Raw genomic sequence first — 17,921 nt, 5'->3', positions numbered from 1 at the left:
CGGCTGCGGTGCGAGACGCCGGCCGGGGCGCACGGACGCTCCCGTGGCTGAGGGCCGCGACGGCCGTCCCTTGCGCCCCGGACCGGCCCCGGCCGCGGAGGCCGGATCGGGGCCGTACAGGCGGCGGACTCGCACACCGGCCGGGGCCGGCACGGGGGCGGCGCCCCGGGCCTCAGGGCGTGAGGGCCATCTGGTCCTCGGTGGCCTTGGCGACCGCCTTCTCGCTGTAGGGCCACTTGAGGAACTCCCCCCTGGCCCACTTGTCGGTCTGATCGGTGTAGTGCGCGTTGTAGGCGTGCCCGGAGGCTCCCGTCAGGTTGATCCACCGGGAGTTGTCCAGGTCGCTGAGGTCGACGACCATCCGCATCGACGGCACCCAGGTCACGTCGTACCCGCCGGCCGCGTTCCAGCCGGTCGCGTTGACGGCCGCCTCGCCGCCGCTCAGGTCCCAGGGGCCTCGGTTGAGGAGCCACTGCACGACGCCGGGGCCCTCGGTCCCGAGGGTCTGGTTCTTGAGCATCAGCCGGTGCAGCCTGCCCCAGCTCCAGGTGTCGATGTCCTTGCCGAGCTTGGAGGTGAGCTCCCAGCGGGCGTCCTTCATGGCGTGGCCCAGCAGGTCGTCCCGGTTCTTGTCGCCCTCACGCCGCACACTGCCGCGCGTCTTCCACCAGTCGCTGTCGGGCTGCTTGAGCAGCTTGCGGACCACCTCGAACCAGCGGTCACCGCCGTCGGGCTGCGCGGTGTCGGCAGAGCGCTGGCCGCACTCGCGCACCAGGCGTTCCTCACCGCTGAGGTCGTCGACGGGCCCCGAGTCGTCGGACGGTGCGACGTAGAGGCAGTCGCCCTTGACCCGCAACTCCTTGGGGAGCTTGTCCCCGAAGGCGAGCTTGAGCAGGTTGCGCCAGACCGCGTTGAAGTAGGCGGCCGGCGCCGAGTCGGAGTCCTGGGTGTAGTCCCAGCCCTCCAGCAGCTTCTGTGCTTCCCGTACGTACGGGTCCTTGACGTCGATCTTCAGCAGGTAGGGCACCAGCAGCTTGGCGATCTCGCTGCTGTTGTCCATCTGCATGCTTTCCATGTCCTTGAGGGAGATCTTCCCGCCGTCCTTGATCTTCGACTGGATGAGGTCGTTGATCCGCTGGCTGCGCGCCCCGTAGCCCCAGTCGTCCGTCAGCAGGTAGGGGTACTTCTCGTGGTCCACGACGGCCTGGTTGGCCGTCACGACGTAACCGCGCTCCGGGTTGTACTCCCACGGCAGGGCGCGCTGGGGGATGTAGCCCTTCCAGCGGTAGCGGGGGTCCCAGCCGGGGGCCGGGTAGCGGCCGTCGCCCTTTCCGCGTACGGGGATCCGTCCGGGCGCCTGGTAGCCGATGTTGCCCTTGGTGTCGGCGTAGATGAGGTTCTGCGAGGGGACGGCGAAGTCGCGTGCCGCCTTGCGGAACTCCGAGAAGTTCGAGGCTCTGTTCAGCTGGAATACCGCGTCCATGGTTTTCGACGGCTCCAGAGCCGTCCACCTGAGAGAGACGGCGTAGCCGTCCCCCCGGTCGGGCGCCGCGTTGCCGACGGGCGACTTGTCGCCGACCTTGCGCAGCTCCTTGTCGCGGTCGGAGATGACCGGCCCGTTGTTGGTCTCCCTGACGGTGATGGTGCGGTCCTTGCCCCCGGCGACCTTGATGGTCTCCTCGCGGGTGCGGTACGGCACTTCCTTGCCGTCGTAGAGGTAGTGCCCGTCGCTGACCTTCTCCAGGTAGAGATCGGTCACATCGGCGCCCAGGTTGGTCATTCCCCAGGAGATGTCCTGGTTGTGGCCGATGACGACGCCGGGCATGCCGGAGAAGGTGAAGCCCGAGACGTCGAAGGGGCAGGACTTGTCCACCGAACGGCAGTGCAGGCCCATCTGGTACCAGACCGACGGGAGCTGCGGCGCGAGGTGCGGGTCGTTGGCGAGCAGCGGCTTGCCGGTGGTCGTGTACTTCCCGGAGACCACCCAGGAGTTGGAGCCGATGCCGCTGCCGTTCGGTCCCAGCAGCCCGGGGATCCCGTCCAGCTTCTTCGCCACGGCGCCCAACTGGGTGCTGGCGCCCTGAGTGGCTTCACCGGCCGACTGGGCACCGTTCACGGCGCCGGACCCCCCAGCGGTCGCTCCACCCTCTCCTGTGCCCTCAGAGGGGCCCTGAGAGCCGCCTGTGCCGGGCTGACCGGCATCGGCGCCGGCGCCGTTCGCCGCGCCCTGACCGCCGTCCCCTTCCGGCTCGGCCTTCGGGTCGAACTCCTTGGAGACCGGGTCGACCGCCCCATGATCGACGATGGGCTTGTTCCGGTCGTACGGGTACTCCGGGTACAGCTGCTCGATCTCGTCCTTGTCCAGGCGGCTGGTCATCAACGCACGGTCGACCTCGTCGGACATGTTGCCGCGCAGGTCCCATGCCATGGCCTTGAGCCAGGCGACCGAGTCGACGGGGTCCCAGGGCGCGGGCTTGTAGTCCTTGCCTCCCAGGTCGAGGGCCGCGTACTCGACGGACAGCGCGGAACCCTCGTGGTCCTCGAGATAGGCGTTGACACCCGCGGAGTAGGCCTTGAGGAAGTCCTTGGTCCTCTCGGGCAGTTGCTTGTACTCCTTCTCGGCCACCCTGCGCCAGCCGAGGGTGCGCAAGAACGCGTCGGTCTCCACCTGCTCCGCGCCGAACATCTCCGAGAGCCGCCCGGAGGTCATGTGGCGGCGCACGTCCATCTCCCAGAAGCGGTCCTGGGCCTGCACGTACCCCTGGGCGAGGAAGAGATCCTCGGAATTGTCCGCATAGATCTGCGGAATGCCGCTACCGTCCCGCTTCACACTCACCGGCGCCTCGAGAGCCTTGAGTTTGAGAGTGCCGGTCGTCTGCGGGAAGGAGTCGCGCACCGTGCTGACGCCCCAGTACGTGCCACCGCCGATGCCTGCCACGAGCAGCAGCACGACGACGATCACGATGAGGCGGGCGCGTCGCGAGGTCTTCTTGGCGGGCATCGCTGTCCTTCGAGGGGCAGGGTGAACCTTGACTGAGGGGACCGGACGGGCTCGGTCCGTACGGAGCAACCATAGGCCGCCCCTCGGCGCGCCCGGACAGCGAGTCACCAACTACGGATTCCGCCGACGGCTTGTTCAAGCGATGGTAAATTGTTAGCTACCCAAACGAACTAGAGACTTCCGGACACTCGTCCGGGAGCCACCCACCCCCATGGGCAGTGCGTTAAGAACTCGTCAGGAAAGCGTCAGGAGGACGTCAGAAACCGCACTCGCACCCGCTCGCGCCCTCAAGGAGCAAGCCCCGGAAGAGAGGACCGTGCCCTGACCGTCGACAGCCTCAACCAGCTACTGCTCTTCAGCGCCCTCGTTCTGCTCGTCGCCGTCGCGGCGGTCCGCCTCTCCTCAGGCAGCGGGCTGCCCAGCCTGCTCGTCTACCTCGGGATAGGTGTCGCCATAGGGCAGGACGGCATCGGTTTCGGGTTCTCCGACGCCGAGCTGACGCAAGTCCTCGGATACGCCGCCCTCGTGGTGATCCTCGCCGAGGGCGGACTCAGTACGAAGTGGCGCGACATCCGACCCGCCGTACCCGCCGCGGCCGTACTGTCCACGTTCGGTGTGGCGGTCAGCGTCGCCGTCACGGCCCTTGCCGCGCACTATCTGGTCGGCCTCGCATGGCAGGCCGCGCTCCTGATGGGCGCTGTGGTCTCCTCCACGGACGCCGCCGCCGTCTTCTCCGTCCTGCGCAGAGTGCCCCTGCCCAAGCGCCTCACCGGAATCCTGGAGGCCGAGTCCGGCTTCAACGACGCGCCTGTCGTGCTGCTGGTGGTCACCTTCTCCGCACTCGGAACCGAGCACCACCCCTGGTACTTCCTGCTCGGAGAGATCGCTCTGGAACTCGCCATCGGCCTCGTGGCGGGCCTGGTGGTGGGCAAGCTGGGCGAGTTGGGGATGCGCCACGTGGCACTCCCGGCATCCGGCGTCTACCCGATCGCCGTGATGGCGCTGTGCGTGCTCGCCTACGCCGGAGGCTCCATGGCGCACGGTTCCGGCTTCCTGGCCGTCTATGTCGCCGCGCTCATCCTGGGCAACGGGAAGCTCCCGCACCGTCCGGCAGTACGCGGTTTCGCCGACGGGGTGGCCTGGATGGCACAGATCGGACTCTTCGTCCTGCTCGGTCTCCTGGTCACTCCGCACGACCTGTGGAAGGACTTCTGGCCGGCGGTACTCATCGGCCTGGCGCTCACCCTGGGCGCCCGCCCGCTGTCGGTCTTCCTCTGCCTCAAGGGATTCAAGCTGCCGTGGCAGGACAAGGCGCTGCTCTCCTGGGCGGGCCTGCGGGGCGCGGTCCCCATCGTGCTCGCGACCATCCCCATGGTCGCGGATGTCGAGGACAGCCAGCGGATCTTCAACATCGTCTTCGTCCTGGTCGTCGTCTTCACCGTCCTCCAGGGGCCCACGCTGCCCTGGCTGGCCAGAAAACTCCGCCTCAACGAGAGGGACGAGGCGGACGACGTCGACATCGAATCCGCGCCCCTGGAACGGTTGCGTGGGCACCTGCTGTCGGTGTCCATCCCGCCCTCCTCCCGGATGCACGGGGTCGAGGTCACCGAACTGAGGCTCCCTTCGGGCGCAGCCGTCACCCTGGTGGTGCGCGACGGCACCAGCTTCGTACCGCTTCCCTCCACCGTGTTGCGGCACGGCGACGAGTTGCTGGTCGTCGCCACCGACCAGGTGCGCGACGCGGCCGAACGGCGCCTGCTCTCGGTCAGTCGCGGCGGCAAGCTCGCCGGGTGGCTGGGCGGCCCCGGGGGGAGCACGGCGCTGCGGAAGTGACGCCCTCACCCGCCGGGCCCGTACGGGCTCCGGGAAGGAGCCTTGCGGAGCCACGTTTTACCAAGAACTGACCTCGGCCGTTATCCTCATACCGGACAGGACAGTTTTTACCCCGACTCTGCCTGAAGCAGAGCTGGCGCGACCGCTCGGCGGCCACGGTCCGGATCGCCCACCCCGCACCGGACCGGGTATCTACCCCGGTCCTGCGCGAGAGGACAGCTCTCGGCGCGTCACCCTGAACGCGCTACCAGGCGGCAGAAAGGCCCGGCCGTGGAATCCCCGGCCACCAGCACCGACCACGCAAGGACGCGCGAGGCGAACCAGGCACGTCGCAGGCGGCACGACAGGCAGCGCTCCAAGGGCTCCGCCGAGCGTCCCGGATACGGGCACCTCCTGCGCACGGAGGGGGCCTGGTCCTTCCTGCTGCCCGGGTTCCTGGCCCGCCAGCCCTACGCGATGCTCACCATCAGCATCGTCCTGCTGGTCGAGCACACCACAGGCTCCTTCGGGCTCGCAGGTGCCGTCTCGGCGACGGCCGGCATCGCCATGGCCGTCATCGCGCCGCAGAGCGGCAGACTGGCCGACCGGTTCGGACAGGGCGCCGTCCTCTTCCCGCAGGTGTTCCTGCACGCCCTCACCATCGCCGCCCTGATCGCGGTCGCCGTGCTGGACGCCCCCCTGTGGGCGCTGTTCGTCGCGGCGGTGCCCGCGGGCGCGACAGCGCCGCAGATCAGCCCCATGGTGCGCGCCCGGTGGGCGGCGCGTCTGCAGGGCACACCCCTGATGACAACGGCCGCCGCCTTCGAGTCGGTGACGGACGAGTTCACCTTCGTCGTGGGGCCCGTACTGGCGACCGCACTGTGCACCGGAGTACATCCGGCTGCCGGGCTCGTCGCGGAGGCCGCTGTCTCGCTCGTGGGCGGGCTGGTCTTCGCCGCACAGCGCCGCACCCAGCCCGCCTCGGCCCGTGCCGGCGGCGCGAGCGGCAAGGAAGCGCACGCCCAGGGGGCGGCCGGCGGCGCCACCTCCGCGCTGGCCGTGCCCGGGGCGCGGGTACTCGTCGCGGCGGTCCTCGGCATCGGCATGGTCTTCGGCGGTATGCAGGTCTCACTCACCGCGTTCACGGAGTCGATCGGGCGGCCCGGCCTCAACGGCGTCATGTACGGAGCCTTCGCCGCGGGCAACATGCTGGCAGCCGTCGCTGTGGGCGCGATCCGGTGGAAGCGAGGGCCGCAGACCCGGCTGCTGGCCGCCTACCCGGCCCTGGTGCTGGCCGCCGCGCTGGTCGCCGCCGCGGCGCAGCTGGGCCCGTGGGCCGTGCTGCTGGGCGCCCTCGGGACCCTGACCGGACTGTGCGTGGCCCCCTGCATGATCACGTGCTTCACACTGATCGAGACGCTGGTGCCGGCGGGAGCCCGTACCGAGGCCTTCACCTGGCTGACGGGCGCGGTGGCGCTGGGGCAGGCGGCGGGGTCCACGGTGGCCGGTCAGCTGGCCGACCACTCGGGCGCCGGTGCGGGCTTCTTCGCACCGCTGGCCGGCACGGGCCTCGCGCTGCTGGTCCTGCTCGCCTTCCGCGGGGCGCTGCATCCGCCGCACGGCAGCCTGGTGGCGGCGCGTGGGCTCGGTCACCGAACGACGGTCCCAGTGGACTGACGCGCGGGAATGCTGCACTATGGAGCGTTGTTAGCACTCAACGAGTGAGAGTGCCAGGAGGAAGAACGTGCCGACGTACCAGTACCAGTGCACCGAGTGCCGCGAGGGCCTCGAGGTGGTGCAGAAGTTCACGGACGACTCGCTGACCGTGTGCCCCAGCTGCGAGGGACGCCTCAAGAAGGTGTTCTCGGCCGTCGGCATCGTCTTCAAGGGTTCCGGCTTCTACCGCAACGACAGCCGCAGCTCCTCGTCGAGCAGCAGCTCGGCCTCTTCCGGCTCCTCCTCCGACTCGTCGGGCAAGAGTGACGGCGACTCCAAGAGCTCCTCGGACTCCTCGTCCTCCAGCTCCTCGTCGTCCTCCGGCTCCTCTTCGTCGGAGTCGAAGTCCTCCGGCAAGAGCGACAGCAAGAGCAGTGGCAGCAAGAGCTCCGCGAAGGCGGGCACCTCGGCGAGCTGAAGCGGCTCGCCGGGACGCCGGCGCCCGCTTCGTTCCACCAGCGGAGTGTCCACGGGCCTGGGCACAGGCGTCACAGGCCCGTGCTCTTCCCTGACCCGCCAACGGTGCGCCCCCTTAGGGTGACCGCATGAGCGAACAGGCAGAGATCGGCGTCATCGGCGGTTCCGGGTTCTACTCCTTCCTCGACGACGTGACCGAGGTCACCGTCGAGACGCCTTACGGGCCGCCGAGCGACTCCCTCTTCCTGGGGGAGACCGGCGGCCGCAAGGTGGCATTCCTCCCCCGGCACGGCCGCGGTCACCATCTGCCCCCCAACCGCATCAACTACCGCGCCAACATGTGGGCGCTGCGCTCCGTAGGAGTGCGGCAGATCATCGCCCCCTGCGCGGTCGGCGGTCTGCAGCCGGAATACGGGCCCGGCACGCTCGTCATCCCCGACCAACTGGTGGACCGCACCAAGACGCGGCAGCAGTCGTTCTTCGACGGAGAGGCCCTGCCCGACGGCGGCGTCCCCAACGTCCTGCACATCACCTTCGCCGACCCGTACTGCGAGGCGGGGCGCCAGGCCTCGCTGCGCGCGGCCCGTGACCAGGGCTGGCAAGCGGTCGACGGCGGCACCATGTGCGTCATCGAGGGGCCGCGCTTCTCCACCCGTGCCGAGTCACGCTGGCACGCCGCACAGGGCTGGTCCGTCGTGGGCATGACGGGGCACCCCGAAGCCGTGCTCGCCCGCGAACTGGAGGTCTGCTACTCCTCGCTGGCTCTCGTCACGGATCTCGACGCGGGAGCGGAGGCAGGCCAGGGCGTCTCGCACGAGGAAGTACTGCGGGTCTTCGGTGAGAACATCGGCCGCCTCCGGCAGGTTCTCTTCGAGGCCGTCCGCGAGCTGCCCACCGGCAGCGACCGCAAGTGTGAGTGCGGCACGGCGCTCGGTGGCCAGGAACCGGGGTTCACCCTGCCCTGAGGACCCGCCCGGTTCCCCGTCGGCCGGTGCGCGCCTTCCCCGGCGTCACGCCGGGACGGGCCACGTCAGACCACGCGCTCGTGCCGCAGGTGCGGGGGCGATACAGCCAGGCGCGGGTGTCTCGGCCCCACCGGCGGCCCGGGGCCGCGCTCCGGGCCCCGGCGGCCCGGGGCCGCGCTCCGGGCCGCGGCCCGGACCGCAGACCCCGCTCCGGCCGCAACCCGCCCCGGGCCACAACCCCGCTCCGGACCCGCAGCCTCGCCCCGGGCCGCGGCCCCGCTCCGGGCCGCGTCCTCGCGTCAGGCCGCCGGACCGCCGGCGCCCTGCTCGTGTGGGTGAGGGAGTTGTCCACAACCGGCAGGTAATCCACAGATTCCGGGGCTGGTCAGCAGAATCCGACGGCCGGGTTCACCGTGGTCGACGAGGGCCGCGCCCACGCGGTCTCCCCGTGAAGGCTGGTGGTGAGCGTCGTGTCCCGATCCCGGAATCCGTTCTCGCAACGTTGCCCTCCGCGTACGCGGCTGCGGACGCCGGTGCCCGACTTCCCCCCGGTGCGCGCCGGGCGTGGCCGTCGGCCGTCTCGGGGTGCGCTCGGCCGGCGCAGAGTCTTCTCGGCGGCGCTGGCCGTGTCTGCGGCCGGGCTGGCCGCCCTCGCCGGCGGTTCCGCACCGGCCGACGGGACCGACGGAGTCGACGGAGTCGACGAGGCGGATCGCCTGGGCGGCGCGCGGCGTCCCGGCGCTGAGAGTTCCGTCACGGGGCGAGGCGCAGGCGCGGCGCCCGTCTCCGCGCCGGTCCGCATCGCCGACCCGGCGACGGTCCGTCTGCTGAGCCCCGGGGACCGGGTGGATGTGCTGGCGAGCGGCTCGAAGGGAGACGCCGCCCGCATCGTGGCCACCGGCGCCCGAGTGGCCCACGTGCCGAAGTCCGGCGACACTGTCTCCGGCGAGGGGGCCGAGGGCGCACTGATCGTGGTCGTCGTGCCACGGCGCACCGCGGCTGCACTGGCCGGCGCCGCGGCCGAGTCGCGGATGGCGGTGACGTTGTGCTGAGCTTCTCACCGCCCGCCTCCGCGCCCGTGGGCCGGGGCAGTGCGTGCATGAGCCACCCTCTTCGGGGGCAGGCGAGTGGCCGGTCCCGTCCGCAGGCGCTCCCCTGGGGTCCGTGTGCCCTGGGTCTCCCGCTCGCAGTCAGCATCGTCACGTGGTTCTGGAAGAGGCAGTTCGTTGAGCAACGCACCCGCACCCGCCCCCGAGAAGAAGGGCCTACTCGCAGGCTTCAGGGAATTCCTGATGCGCGGCAACGTGGTCGAACTGGCCGTTGCCGTCGTCGTGGGAGCAGCCTTCAGCAAGATCGTCGACTCTGTCGTCAAGGGGTTCATCAATCCGCTGGTCGGAGCGATCGGCACCAAGGACCTGGACAAGTACCGGTCGTGCCTGAAGGGGCCGTGCGAGATCAGCCCGACGGGCGAGGTGATCCGGGGCGTCCCGATCAACTGGGGCCCCGTGCTCAGCGCCACGCTGACCTTCGTGATCACCGCAGCCGTCGTCTACTTCCTCATGATCCTGCCGATGAACAAGTACAAGGAACGGCAGCTGGCGAAGGCGGGCCCGGTGGAGGTGCCGAAGACGGAGGTCGAGCTGCTCACGGAGATCCGCGACGAGCTGGTCGCCCAGCGGTCCGGCACGAGCGCCCTGGACGGCACCGCGGGCGGCCCGGATCCGGACGGCGCCTCGGCAACGGACGCGAGCGGCTCGCAGGCGTCCTCCGCCGCTGGGCCGGACGCCTCGGTGGGCTCGCAGCGCGACGGTGGCGTCAGTACGCGGAAGTAGTGCTGGAGCGCCGCAAGGCGCTCTTGGCGCGGGATCGCCGGCCGCTGAGCCGGAGCTTCGCCCTGCTGACGCAGTGGCGGCGTCGGCCCCTGGCACGGTCCGGGTCGCTGTCCCAGCGCGGGTCAGGCGGGCCACGGGGGCCAAAGTCCCGGCGGTTCCGGCTGTGCGTCCCGGCTCAGAGGTGGTGGGGCGGCTTCTCGTCGAGGAACCGGGCAAGGTCGGTGTCGCTTCCCTGGGCACCGCCGGCGGTGCCCTCGCCCCACCCCCGGTCGGTGTCGTCACCGGACGGCCGGCTCAGCGGATCGTCGAAGACCAGCGACGGCGCCGCGTCACGCGGCGTCGGTCGTGCGGAGGGCTGCGGGTCGGAGCTCATGGCTCAAGCGTACGGCGACCGCCCACCCTTCCTGGTATGGATGCCGGATGGAACCTCAGGACTCACCGGGCCCGGGCAGCCCCGGGACGATCTCACCCGCAGCCGGCGCACGGGACGCACTGACCGACGTGCGGGAGCTGCGCGTGGGTCACGCGCAACGGACCACCGAGGGCTGGCTGACCGGCACGACCGTGGTGCTTCCGGCACCGGAGGGGGCCGTCGCGGGAGTGGACTCCCGGGGCGGGGCCCCGGGGACGCGCGAAACGGACGCTCTGGATCCACGGAATCTGGTGGAACGCGTCCACGCGGTCGTCCTGAGCGGCGGCAGCGCGTTCGGCCTGGACGCCGCCTCGGGCGTGATGAGCTGGCTGGAGGAGCAAGGACGCGGCGTGCCCGTCGGCACCCGCCCCTCGCAGGTGGTACCCGTGGTGCCGGCTGCTGTGATCTTCGACCTCGGCCGGGGAGGCCGGTGGAGCGCCCGGCCGGACGCGACGCTCGGCAGGCAGGCGGTGGAAGCAGCCGCCGGGACGGAGGCGGGAGCCGCTGTCCCGCAGGGCTGTGTCGGCGCGGGGAGCGGAGCTGTGGTCGGCGGTCTCAAGGGCGGGGTCGGCACGGCGAGTGCGCTGCTGCCCTCGGGGGTCGTGGTCGGCGCCCTGGTCGTCCTCAACGCGGCCGGGTCGGCGACGGATCCGGCAACAGGGGCACTGTGGGGAGAGCTGCCCGGCAGCCTGCCCCACCTGCCCTCCGCGGCCGAGCACGCCGAAGCGGAGAGGCGGCGCGCGGCAGCACAGGAGGAGACCGTCCGACGGTCGGCGGGGGATCTCCGGCCCGCCCTGAACACGACGCTGATGGTGGTCGGTACCGACGCGGCACTCACCCGGCCACAGGCACAGCGGTTGGCGGGCAGCGCTCACGACGGCCTGGCGCGGGCAGTGCGCCCGGTACACCTGATGCACGACGGCGACACGGCCTTCGGCCTGGCGACATGCTCGCGGGAGCTGGGGCAGGGCGAGTTCAACGAGGTGCTGACCGCGGGAGCCGAGGTGGTGAACCGCTCCGTGGCCAAGGCGGTGCGGGCCGCGAGTGGTGTCGACGGGCCGGGAGGCGTCTTTCCCGCGTACGGCGATCTCTACGGCGCGCGCACCGTGGGAGGGCGCTCGGAGCGCGCCTGACCGAACTGACGCATGCCGTGGGCGTGGTGGCGCAGCGTGCGGCGGCAGCCGTACGGGGGCGACTGGCCGGGGCGGCGTCGACGCCCGGAGCACGGTGGTGGATGCGGGGGCTTCACATGGCGCACAAGGGGTCGCGAGCTGAGACACCCGGCGAGGAGAGCGGGTCGGCTGCCTCACGACGGCGCGGGAAAACTGGCGAGGCGGAGGGGGCCCAAGCCGCAGAGCGGAAGGAGTCGAAGCGACGCAGGCGTTTCCGCGGGGCAGTTGAGAGCCCCGGCGCTCGGGGGAGGCACCGGGGCTCGTCGAAGGGGGCAACGACGGTGGCGGACTCGGGGAGCCGTTACGCCGCCTCGTCGAAGCCCGTGTCGTGAGCCATCTTCTTCAGTTCGAGCAGCGCGTGCTTCTCGATCTGGCGAATGCGCTCGCGGGTGAGACCGTGCTGCTTGCCGACCTCGGTGAGCGTGCGCTCGCGCCCATCGACCATGCCGTAGCGGGCCTTGATGATCGAGGCGGTGCGCTCATCGAGCCTGCTGATGAGGTCGTCGAGCTCTTCCCGGCGCAGCACCGTGAGCACGGACTGCTCGGGAGAGTCGGCCGACGTGTCCTCCAGCAGGTCACCGAACTGGGTCTCGCCCTCGTCATCCACCGACATGTTCAGGCTGACCGGGTCGCGGGCCCAGTCGAGGACGTCGGTGACGCGCTCCGCCGTGGAGTTCAGCTCCGCCGCGACCTCGGAAGGCTCCGGGTCCCGACCGTGTTCACGGTTGAACTCGCGCTGTACACGGCGTATGCGGCCCAGCTCCTCGACCAGGTGGACGGGCAGCCGGATCGTGCGGGACTGGTCGGCGATGGAGCGGGTGATGGCCTGGCGGATCCACCACGTGGCGTAGGTGGAGAACTTGAATCCCTTGGTGTAGTCGAACTTCTCCACAGCGCGCACGAGTCCGGCGTTGCCCTCCTGGATCAGGTCCAGCAGGGGCAGGCCGCTACGTGGATAGCGCCTGGCCACGGCGACCACAAGGCGGAGGTTGGAGCGGATGAAGACATCCTTGGCCCGCTCCCCCTCGGCGACGACCGCTTCCAGTTCCTCACGGTTCGCGGTCGCGCTGGCCGAGTCGTCGGCGACGGGCGTCTCGAGCCCGTCCAGGATGCGCTTCGCGTAGACACCCGCCTCGATGGCGAGAGACAGCTCGACTTCCTTCTCAGCGTCCAGCAGTGGAGTCCGGGCGATCTCGTCGAGATACATGCCGACCAGGTCACGGTCCGCGACTTCGCTGCCGGCGGCGCGAACACTGCTTGCCGTGTCGGAGACACCCTTGGTGTTCTCCTGACGACGGGCGACGGCACGGGTTGCCATGCGTGCTCCCTTGCGAGTGGACTTGAAACTTTGGCCTGGTGGCTGGCTCGGACACTCCCCGAGTGCCCGCCTTGCGTAGATCTCAACGGCTGGAAACCGGACTAAATTCCCAACTCGCGCAACATTTTTCGGATCATGCAGTACCCTGTACCGCTACTCACCCGATCCTAGCGATCACGGTACGCATTCACGCCTGGTCGGAGGGGGTGCGGGACTCCTCAGGCAGTTCTTCCGTTGTCGCGCGGGGCTGCTGCGCGGGCGTCACCATCGCCCGCCCGTCACCTGTCTAGACGGTTGTCGTCCGTTCTTGGTTGCGTGACCTCGTACTGGTTGCGTGACTGCCCGGACGGTCTCTCGCGCCCCTTGGACGGCGTCCGGCCCCTTCGCGCCCCATGGGCGGCGTCCGAGCCGGGAGAACGCACCTCCCGCGCCGCGCCTCGGAGGGGGCACGCACCCAAGGAGAGGCCCCTGCACCCGTTCGGGTGCAGGGGCCTCCAGGGGGCTCAGCCTGTCGTGGCCTGCCGGTCAGTGCATCGCGACCAGCACCGGTTCGGGCTCACCGCCGGAACTGTCACCCGCGGCCTCACCCTCGGACTGGCTGGCAGCAGTCGAACCGCCCTGACCTCGGGCGTTCACGAAGACCGCGACGATCGCGGCCGACACGAGCAGGATGCCCACGGCCCACCAGATCGCCGAGGTGTAACCGTGCACCATGGCTTCCAGCTTCAGCATCTGCTGCGCCGGCTTGCTGGTCGCCTCGGCGATGTGCGAGGTGACGAAGGAGGTGGTGGCGCTGGCGGCGATGGTGTTCAGCAGGGCCGTACCGATCGCGCCTCCCACCTGCTGCGAGGTGTTGACCATCGCGGAGGCGACACCCGCGTCGCTCGACTGGACACCGTGCGTGGCCAGGGACATGGCGGGCATGAACGCCGTGCCGAGTCCGAGGCCGAGCAGTATCTCGGCGGGCAGGATCAGCGCGGGGTAGGAACTGTCCACTTCGAGCTGGGTCAGCAGAAGCATGCCGAGCGCCGCGACCAGGAAGCCGGGCATCATCAGGAGGCGGGACGGAACGCGGGTCATCAGCCGCGCCCCGATCTGGGTCGAACCGGTGATCATGCCGGCCACCATCGGGAGGAAGGCCACGCCGGTACGAACGGGCGAGTAGTCCTTGACCACCTGAAGGTAGTAGGTCAGGAACAGGAACAGCCCGAACATCGCGATGGTCGCCAGCCCCAGCGACAGGTACACCCCGCCCCGGTTCCTGTCGGTGACCACGCGCAGCGGCAGCAGAGGTGCGCGGACCTTGGACTCGACCAGCGCGAAGGCGACCAGCAGGGCGGCGGAGGCGACGAAGATGCCGATGGTGCCACCGTCACTCCAGCCGTCCGTCTCCGCCCGGGTGAACCCGTACACGAGCGAGACCAGTCCGAGCGTGGAGAGGATGACGCCGGGGATGTCGAGGGCGGAGCGGTTGCGGGTCTCGGCCGGTTCCCGGATGACGCTGAGGGCGCCGAGCGCGGCGATGACCGCGAACGGAACGTTGACGTAGAAGGTCCAGCGCCAGTCCAGATACTCGGTGAGGACACCACCGAGGATCAGCCCGATGGCGCCGCCCCCTCCCGCGATCGCGCCGTAGATGCCGAACGCCTTGGCGCGCTCCTTGCCGTCGGTGAACATCACCGCAAGCAGGGAGAGCGCGGCCGGAGCGAGCAGCGCCCCGAACGCCCCCTGGAGGGCCCGGGCCGCCAGCATCATCACCTCGCCGGTGGCTGCTCCTCCCAGGGCGGAGGCCGCCGCGAACCCGACGAGTCCGGTCACGAAGGCGCGCTTACGGCCCCACATGTCGGCGATGCGGCCGCCGAAAAGCAGCAGTCCGCCGAAGGCCAGGGCGTAGGCGGTGATGACCCATTGCCGGTTGGCGTCGGATATGCCCAGGTCGGACTGGGCCGAGGGAAGCGCGATGTTCACGATCGTCGCGTCGAGGACGACCATGAGCTGCGCGATGGCGATGAAGGCCAGGGCCTTCCATCTCCGGGGGTCCAGGCCGGTCTGCACGGCGGCCGGGGCGGCTGATTTTGGCATGGATGTATCCATCTCTTGGCACTGAGTACGAAAAAACGGTCGTTGACGTGTGAACGGGCGAACAGGACAGGGATCCGAGCAGCTAGTCAGTCGTCATGACGGGCATGGGGGAAATGCGCTGCCGCGAGGCGGAGCCTTCCCGTATGCCGTCGGTCGCCTGCGAGGTGACGGGCCCGCGCGCCCACGGGGACGGCGGTGAGACCGGGTGTCGGATCTGGAGGTCTGGACGGTCTGGGCGGTCGGAAGTCGGAGTACTGACTCGGAAGGGAAGCGGAAGTAAGCGGTGTTGCTCGGATCAGTCGTCGCCCTGGCGGATCAGTGGTCTTCTCGCAGTTCCTCCAGCGTCGCGGCGTGGCCCGGCAGTTCGGACTTGGCGGGGGCGCGCAGCCCGTCGATGTAGAGCTGCACATGGCGTTCGACGAAGCGTTCGAGACGCCCGCAGCCCACCCCCGGAAGGGGTCGGGTGAGCTGGCTGAGCGCGACCATGACGTCGCCGACGCCGATGTCGGTCCGCACCTCTCCCGCCCGTTGGGCGCGCCGGATCAGTTCCTCCGACAGTTTTTCCACCCGCTTGCGGGCTGCGAGGCACTGCGGCTCGGTGGGATCGAAGCGGCCGGAGAGCATCGGACAGAGCGCGCCGATGCGCTCCTCCACTGCGGCGAACACGAAGCTGCGCAAGGCTTCGAAGGAGTTCTCCTCCTCAGTCAGCGCCTGCTGTGCGCGGTTCGCGATCCGCTCGGTCACGGCGTGCATCACACCGTGCACGAGGGCGTCCCGGTCGGGGAAGTGCCGGTAGAGGGTCGCATTTCCGACCCCGGCTGTGCGAGCGATTTCATCCAGGGAGGCGCCCGCACCGTGGATGACGAACGCCTCGCGGGCAGCCGCCAGGATGCGCTCCCGGTTGCGTGCGGCATCAGCGCGCCCCTTGTGCACGGCGCAGCCGACTCCGCCCTCGGCGCCGGCGCGCTTCGTGGTGGTGGAGGTGCTGCCCATTCCTGGCTCCTCGCTCCTTCCGGGACGGCCGGTGCCGTCGAACGCGATCCCGCTGATGCCGTGGTGACACCAGAGGGCGATGTGGCCGCCTCGATACGGGGACCGAGCCCCCGTTTGCCGGAGACGGTCATGTAAACGGGGACGCGTTCCCCGGTTATTTCCCTGACCCCTGTGACGCGTGTCACCCACCCGCGTCGCAACGGCGCCGAGGCGCAGCCGGGAGCGGCACAGCCCCCTCCGAAACGCCGGACGCCACTGGACTGGACCCATGAAGTTCCGCGCGGCGTCTGGTCCAGATGGCCTCCACGCTGCGACGATGTGCTGCCGCGCCCAGCGGCGTCCCCCACACGCACCCCATGCACATCCCACCAGTGCCCCTGCACCCCGTGCAGCCGTCCCGCACACGTGAGGAGCGTTCCGATGCAGCAGCAGCCCACCTCCCGCAGACGCGTCATCGCTGCCGCGGCGGGCGCCGCGGCAGCAGTCGGTGCCACGGCACCCTCGGCGTCGGCAGCGTCCGCGACTGCCTCGTCGGCCGCGGGCCCCACCAGCCGTTCGGGCGCCGGGGGCACCTCGCCGCACGGTTCCTCGTCCGCCATCCGCGCCCGGGCGGCGGCCCTGCTGCGCCGGATGAGCCTCGAAGAGAAGATCGGGCAACTGTTCGTCGTCGAGATCTACGGGCAGACGGCGGAGACCGAGCACGCCAGGAACCGCGAGCTCTACGGGGTCTCGACCCCGGCAGAGGTGGTCGAGAAGTACCGCCCCGGCGGCGTCATCTACTTCGACGCGCGCCGCGGACCCGACAACGTCCGTGAGCCCCGCCAGATCGCACGGCTGTCCAACGGGCTGCAGCGCGCCGCCGTACGGGGCGGAGCCCGCGTACCGCTCCTGGTCTCCATCGACCAGGAGGGAGGCAGCGTCGTCTACCGGATGCTGGAGCCCGCCACCCAGCTCCCCGGCAACATGGCGCTGGCCGCGACCCGGGCCACGCGGGACGCCTACGACAGCGCCGACATCATCGCCGACGAACTCGCCGCCGTCGGCATCAACCAGAACTACGCACCGGTCGCGGACGTCAACATCAACCCGGAGAACCCCGTCATCGGCGTGCGCTCGTTCGGCTCGGACACGGATCTGTGCGTCGAGTTCGTCTCCACGGCCGTTCGCGGATACCACCACGGCGGCGTCGCCAGCGCCGCCAAGCACTTCCCCGGCCACGGGGACACCGATGTCGACAGCCACACGGGGCTTCCGGAGATCACGCACACCCGGGAAGAACTGAACCGCATCGACCTGCCGCCGTTCCGGGCCGCCATCAGGCAGGGCGTCGACACGATCATGACGGCCCACATCGTCGTCCCCTCACTCGACCCCTCCAGGGTTCCGGCGACCATGTCGCAGCCGATCGTGACCGGGCTCCTGCGCGAGGAACTGGGATTCGAGGGGCTCATCGCCACGGACGCACTCGACATGGGCGGCGCCACCGCCGACTTCCCCCCCGACGTCGCCCCCGTGCGCGCCCTCCAGGCCGGCTGCGACCAACTGGTCCTCGCCCCTCAGCTCGACACCGCCTTCGGCGCCGTGCTCGCCGCCGTACGGTCGGGCACGGTCAGCGAGGAGCGGCTGAACGCGTCCGTGCGGCGCGTCCTGGAGCACAAGTTGCGCCGCCGGCTGTTCCCACTGCCGTACGTGAGCGAACGACGTGCCGCCCGGACGGTCGGCAGCAGAGGGCACCGGGCGCGGGCCCGCGAGATCTCCGAACGGTCGATCACCCTGCTCCGCAACGAGAGCGGCGCCCTCCCCCTCCCCGGCTCTTCCAGCACGGTCCTGGTCACCGGCTGGGGCACCGCTCCCCTCGCCGACCTCGCCCGCGCGATCGGCACCCGGCGCGGTCAGCGGACAACCACCCTGGAGACCGGGACCGCACCGAATGCCGCAACGATCACCCAGGCCACAGACGCCGCCCGCACCCACGATGTCACCGTCGTACTCGCCAACGCGGCAGCAGCCGGCAAGGAGGGCGGGGCCGCCCAGGCGCAGCTGATCGAGTCCCTCGTCGCCACGGGCAGCCGCGTCATCGTCGTGGGCGTGCGCCTCCCCTACGACATCCGCCGCTTCCCCGACGTCCCCGCCTACCTGGCGACCTACTCCTACACCGCCCCCTCCATGACGGCCCTGGCCCGCGTGCTCTACGGCGAGAC

General features: G+C 70.4%; 13 protein-coding genes. 8 read left to right on the top strand and 5 right to left on the bottom strand.

Going from position 1 to position 17,921, the window contains the following annotated elements; all coding sequences use genetic code 11:
* Positions 1-172 precede the first annotated feature (172 nt).
* Positions 173-3,001: a penicillin acylase family protein gene (locus AB8Z75_RS07255; RefSeq protein ID WP_369200554.1), complete on the bottom strand. Its 2,829-nt coding sequence runs from the start codon at positions 2,999-3,001 to the stop codon at positions 173-175.
* A gap of 321 nt (positions 3,002-3,322) precedes the next feature.
* Between AB8Z75_RS07255 and AB8Z75_RS07250 the strand changes: the two genes are divergently transcribed.
* From AB8Z75_RS07250 to mscL, 6 genes are all read left to right on the top strand, one after another.
* Entirely contained in the window at positions 3,323-4,834 is a 1,512-nt protein-coding gene (locus AB8Z75_RS07250; RefSeq protein WP_369200574.1) for a potassium/proton antiporter, read from the top strand.
* 393 nt (positions 4,835-5,227) lie between these two features.
* Positions 5,228-6,490, top strand: a complete 1,263-nt coding sequence (locus AB8Z75_RS07245) for an MFS transporter (RefSeq protein ID WP_369200573.1) — start codon at positions 5,228-5,230, stop codon at positions 6,488-6,490.
* Between the two features lie 67 nt (positions 6,491-6,557).
* Positions 6,558-6,947, top strand: a complete 390-nt coding sequence (locus AB8Z75_RS07240; protein WP_369200553.1) for an FmdB family zinc ribbon protein — start codon at positions 6,558-6,560, stop codon at positions 6,945-6,947.
* Between the two features lie 127 nt (positions 6,948-7,074).
* The gene (locus AB8Z75_RS07235) at positions 7,075-7,911 is read left to right on the top strand and encodes an S-methyl-5'-thioadenosine phosphorylase (protein WP_369200552.1); all 837 of its coding nucleotides are present in this window, start codon (positions 7,075-7,077) and stop codon (positions 7,909-7,911) included.
* Positions 7,912-8,537: 626 nt separating this feature from the next.
* Complete coding sequence (locus AB8Z75_RS07230) at positions 8,538-8,963, top strand: hypothetical protein (protein ID WP_369200551.1); 426 nt, start codon at positions 8,538-8,540, stop codon at positions 8,961-8,963.
* Between the two features lie 174 nt (positions 8,964-9,137).
* Positions 9,138-9,743 (top strand): large conductance mechanosensitive channel protein MscL, encoded by a 606-nt coding sequence (gene mscL / locus AB8Z75_RS07225; RefSeq protein ID WP_369200550.1) that lies wholly within the window; start codon positions 9,138-9,140, stop codon positions 9,741-9,743.
* A gap of 175 nt (positions 9,744-9,918) precedes the next feature.
* On the opposite strand, the gene AB8Z75_RS07220 is transcribed toward mscL, so the two are convergent.
* Positions 9,919-10,116 (bottom strand): hypothetical protein, encoded by a 198-nt coding sequence (locus tag AB8Z75_RS07220; protein ID WP_369200549.1) that lies wholly within the window; start codon positions 10,114-10,116, stop codon positions 9,919-9,921.
* A 47-nt stretch (positions 10,117-10,163) separates the two neighbouring features.
* Here AB8Z75_RS07220 and AB8Z75_RS07215 point away from each other — a divergent pair, with 47 nt between their 5' ends.
* Positions 10,164-11,288 carry a P1 family peptidase gene (locus AB8Z75_RS07215; protein ID WP_369200548.1) on the top strand — a complete coding sequence of 375 codons (1,125 nt, stop codon included), beginning with the start codon at positions 10,164-10,166 and terminating at the stop codon, positions 11,286-11,288.
* A 340-nt stretch (positions 11,289-11,628) separates the two neighbouring features.
* Here AB8Z75_RS07215 and AB8Z75_RS07210 read toward each other — a convergent pair whose 3' ends face one another.
* The 3 genes from AB8Z75_RS07210 to AB8Z75_RS07200 form a co-directional block, all read right to left on the bottom strand.
* Positions 11,629-12,645: an RNA polymerase sigma factor RpoD/SigA gene (locus tag AB8Z75_RS07210; RefSeq protein ID WP_369200547.1), complete on the bottom strand. Its 1,017-nt coding sequence runs from the start codon at positions 12,643-12,645 to the stop codon at positions 11,629-11,631.
* Between the two features lie 525 nt (positions 12,646-13,170).
* Positions 13,171-14,727 carry an MFS transporter gene (locus tag AB8Z75_RS07205; RefSeq protein WP_369200546.1) on the bottom strand — a complete coding sequence of 519 codons (1,557 nt, stop codon included), beginning with the start codon at positions 14,725-14,727 and terminating at the stop codon, positions 13,171-13,173.
* 315 nt (positions 14,728-15,042) lie between these two features.
* Positions 15,043-15,720, bottom strand: a complete 678-nt coding sequence (locus tag AB8Z75_RS07200) for a TetR/AcrR family transcriptional regulator (protein WP_369200545.1) — start codon at positions 15,718-15,720, stop codon at positions 15,043-15,045.
* A 420-nt stretch (positions 15,721-16,140) separates the two neighbouring features.
* Between AB8Z75_RS07200 and AB8Z75_RS07195 the strand changes: the two genes are divergently transcribed.
* The coding region (locus AB8Z75_RS07195) for a glycoside hydrolase family 3 protein (RefSeq protein WP_369200544.1) at positions 16,141-17,921 on the top strand (1,781 nt) is incomplete at its 3' end.

The sequence above is a fragment of the Streptomyces sp. PU-14G genome (genome assembly GCF_041028275.1).
Classification (GTDB): domain Bacteria; phylum Actinomycetota; class Actinomycetes; order Streptomycetales; family Streptomycetaceae; genus Streptomyces.
This window is presented reverse-complemented; position numbering and strand designations above follow the sequence as displayed.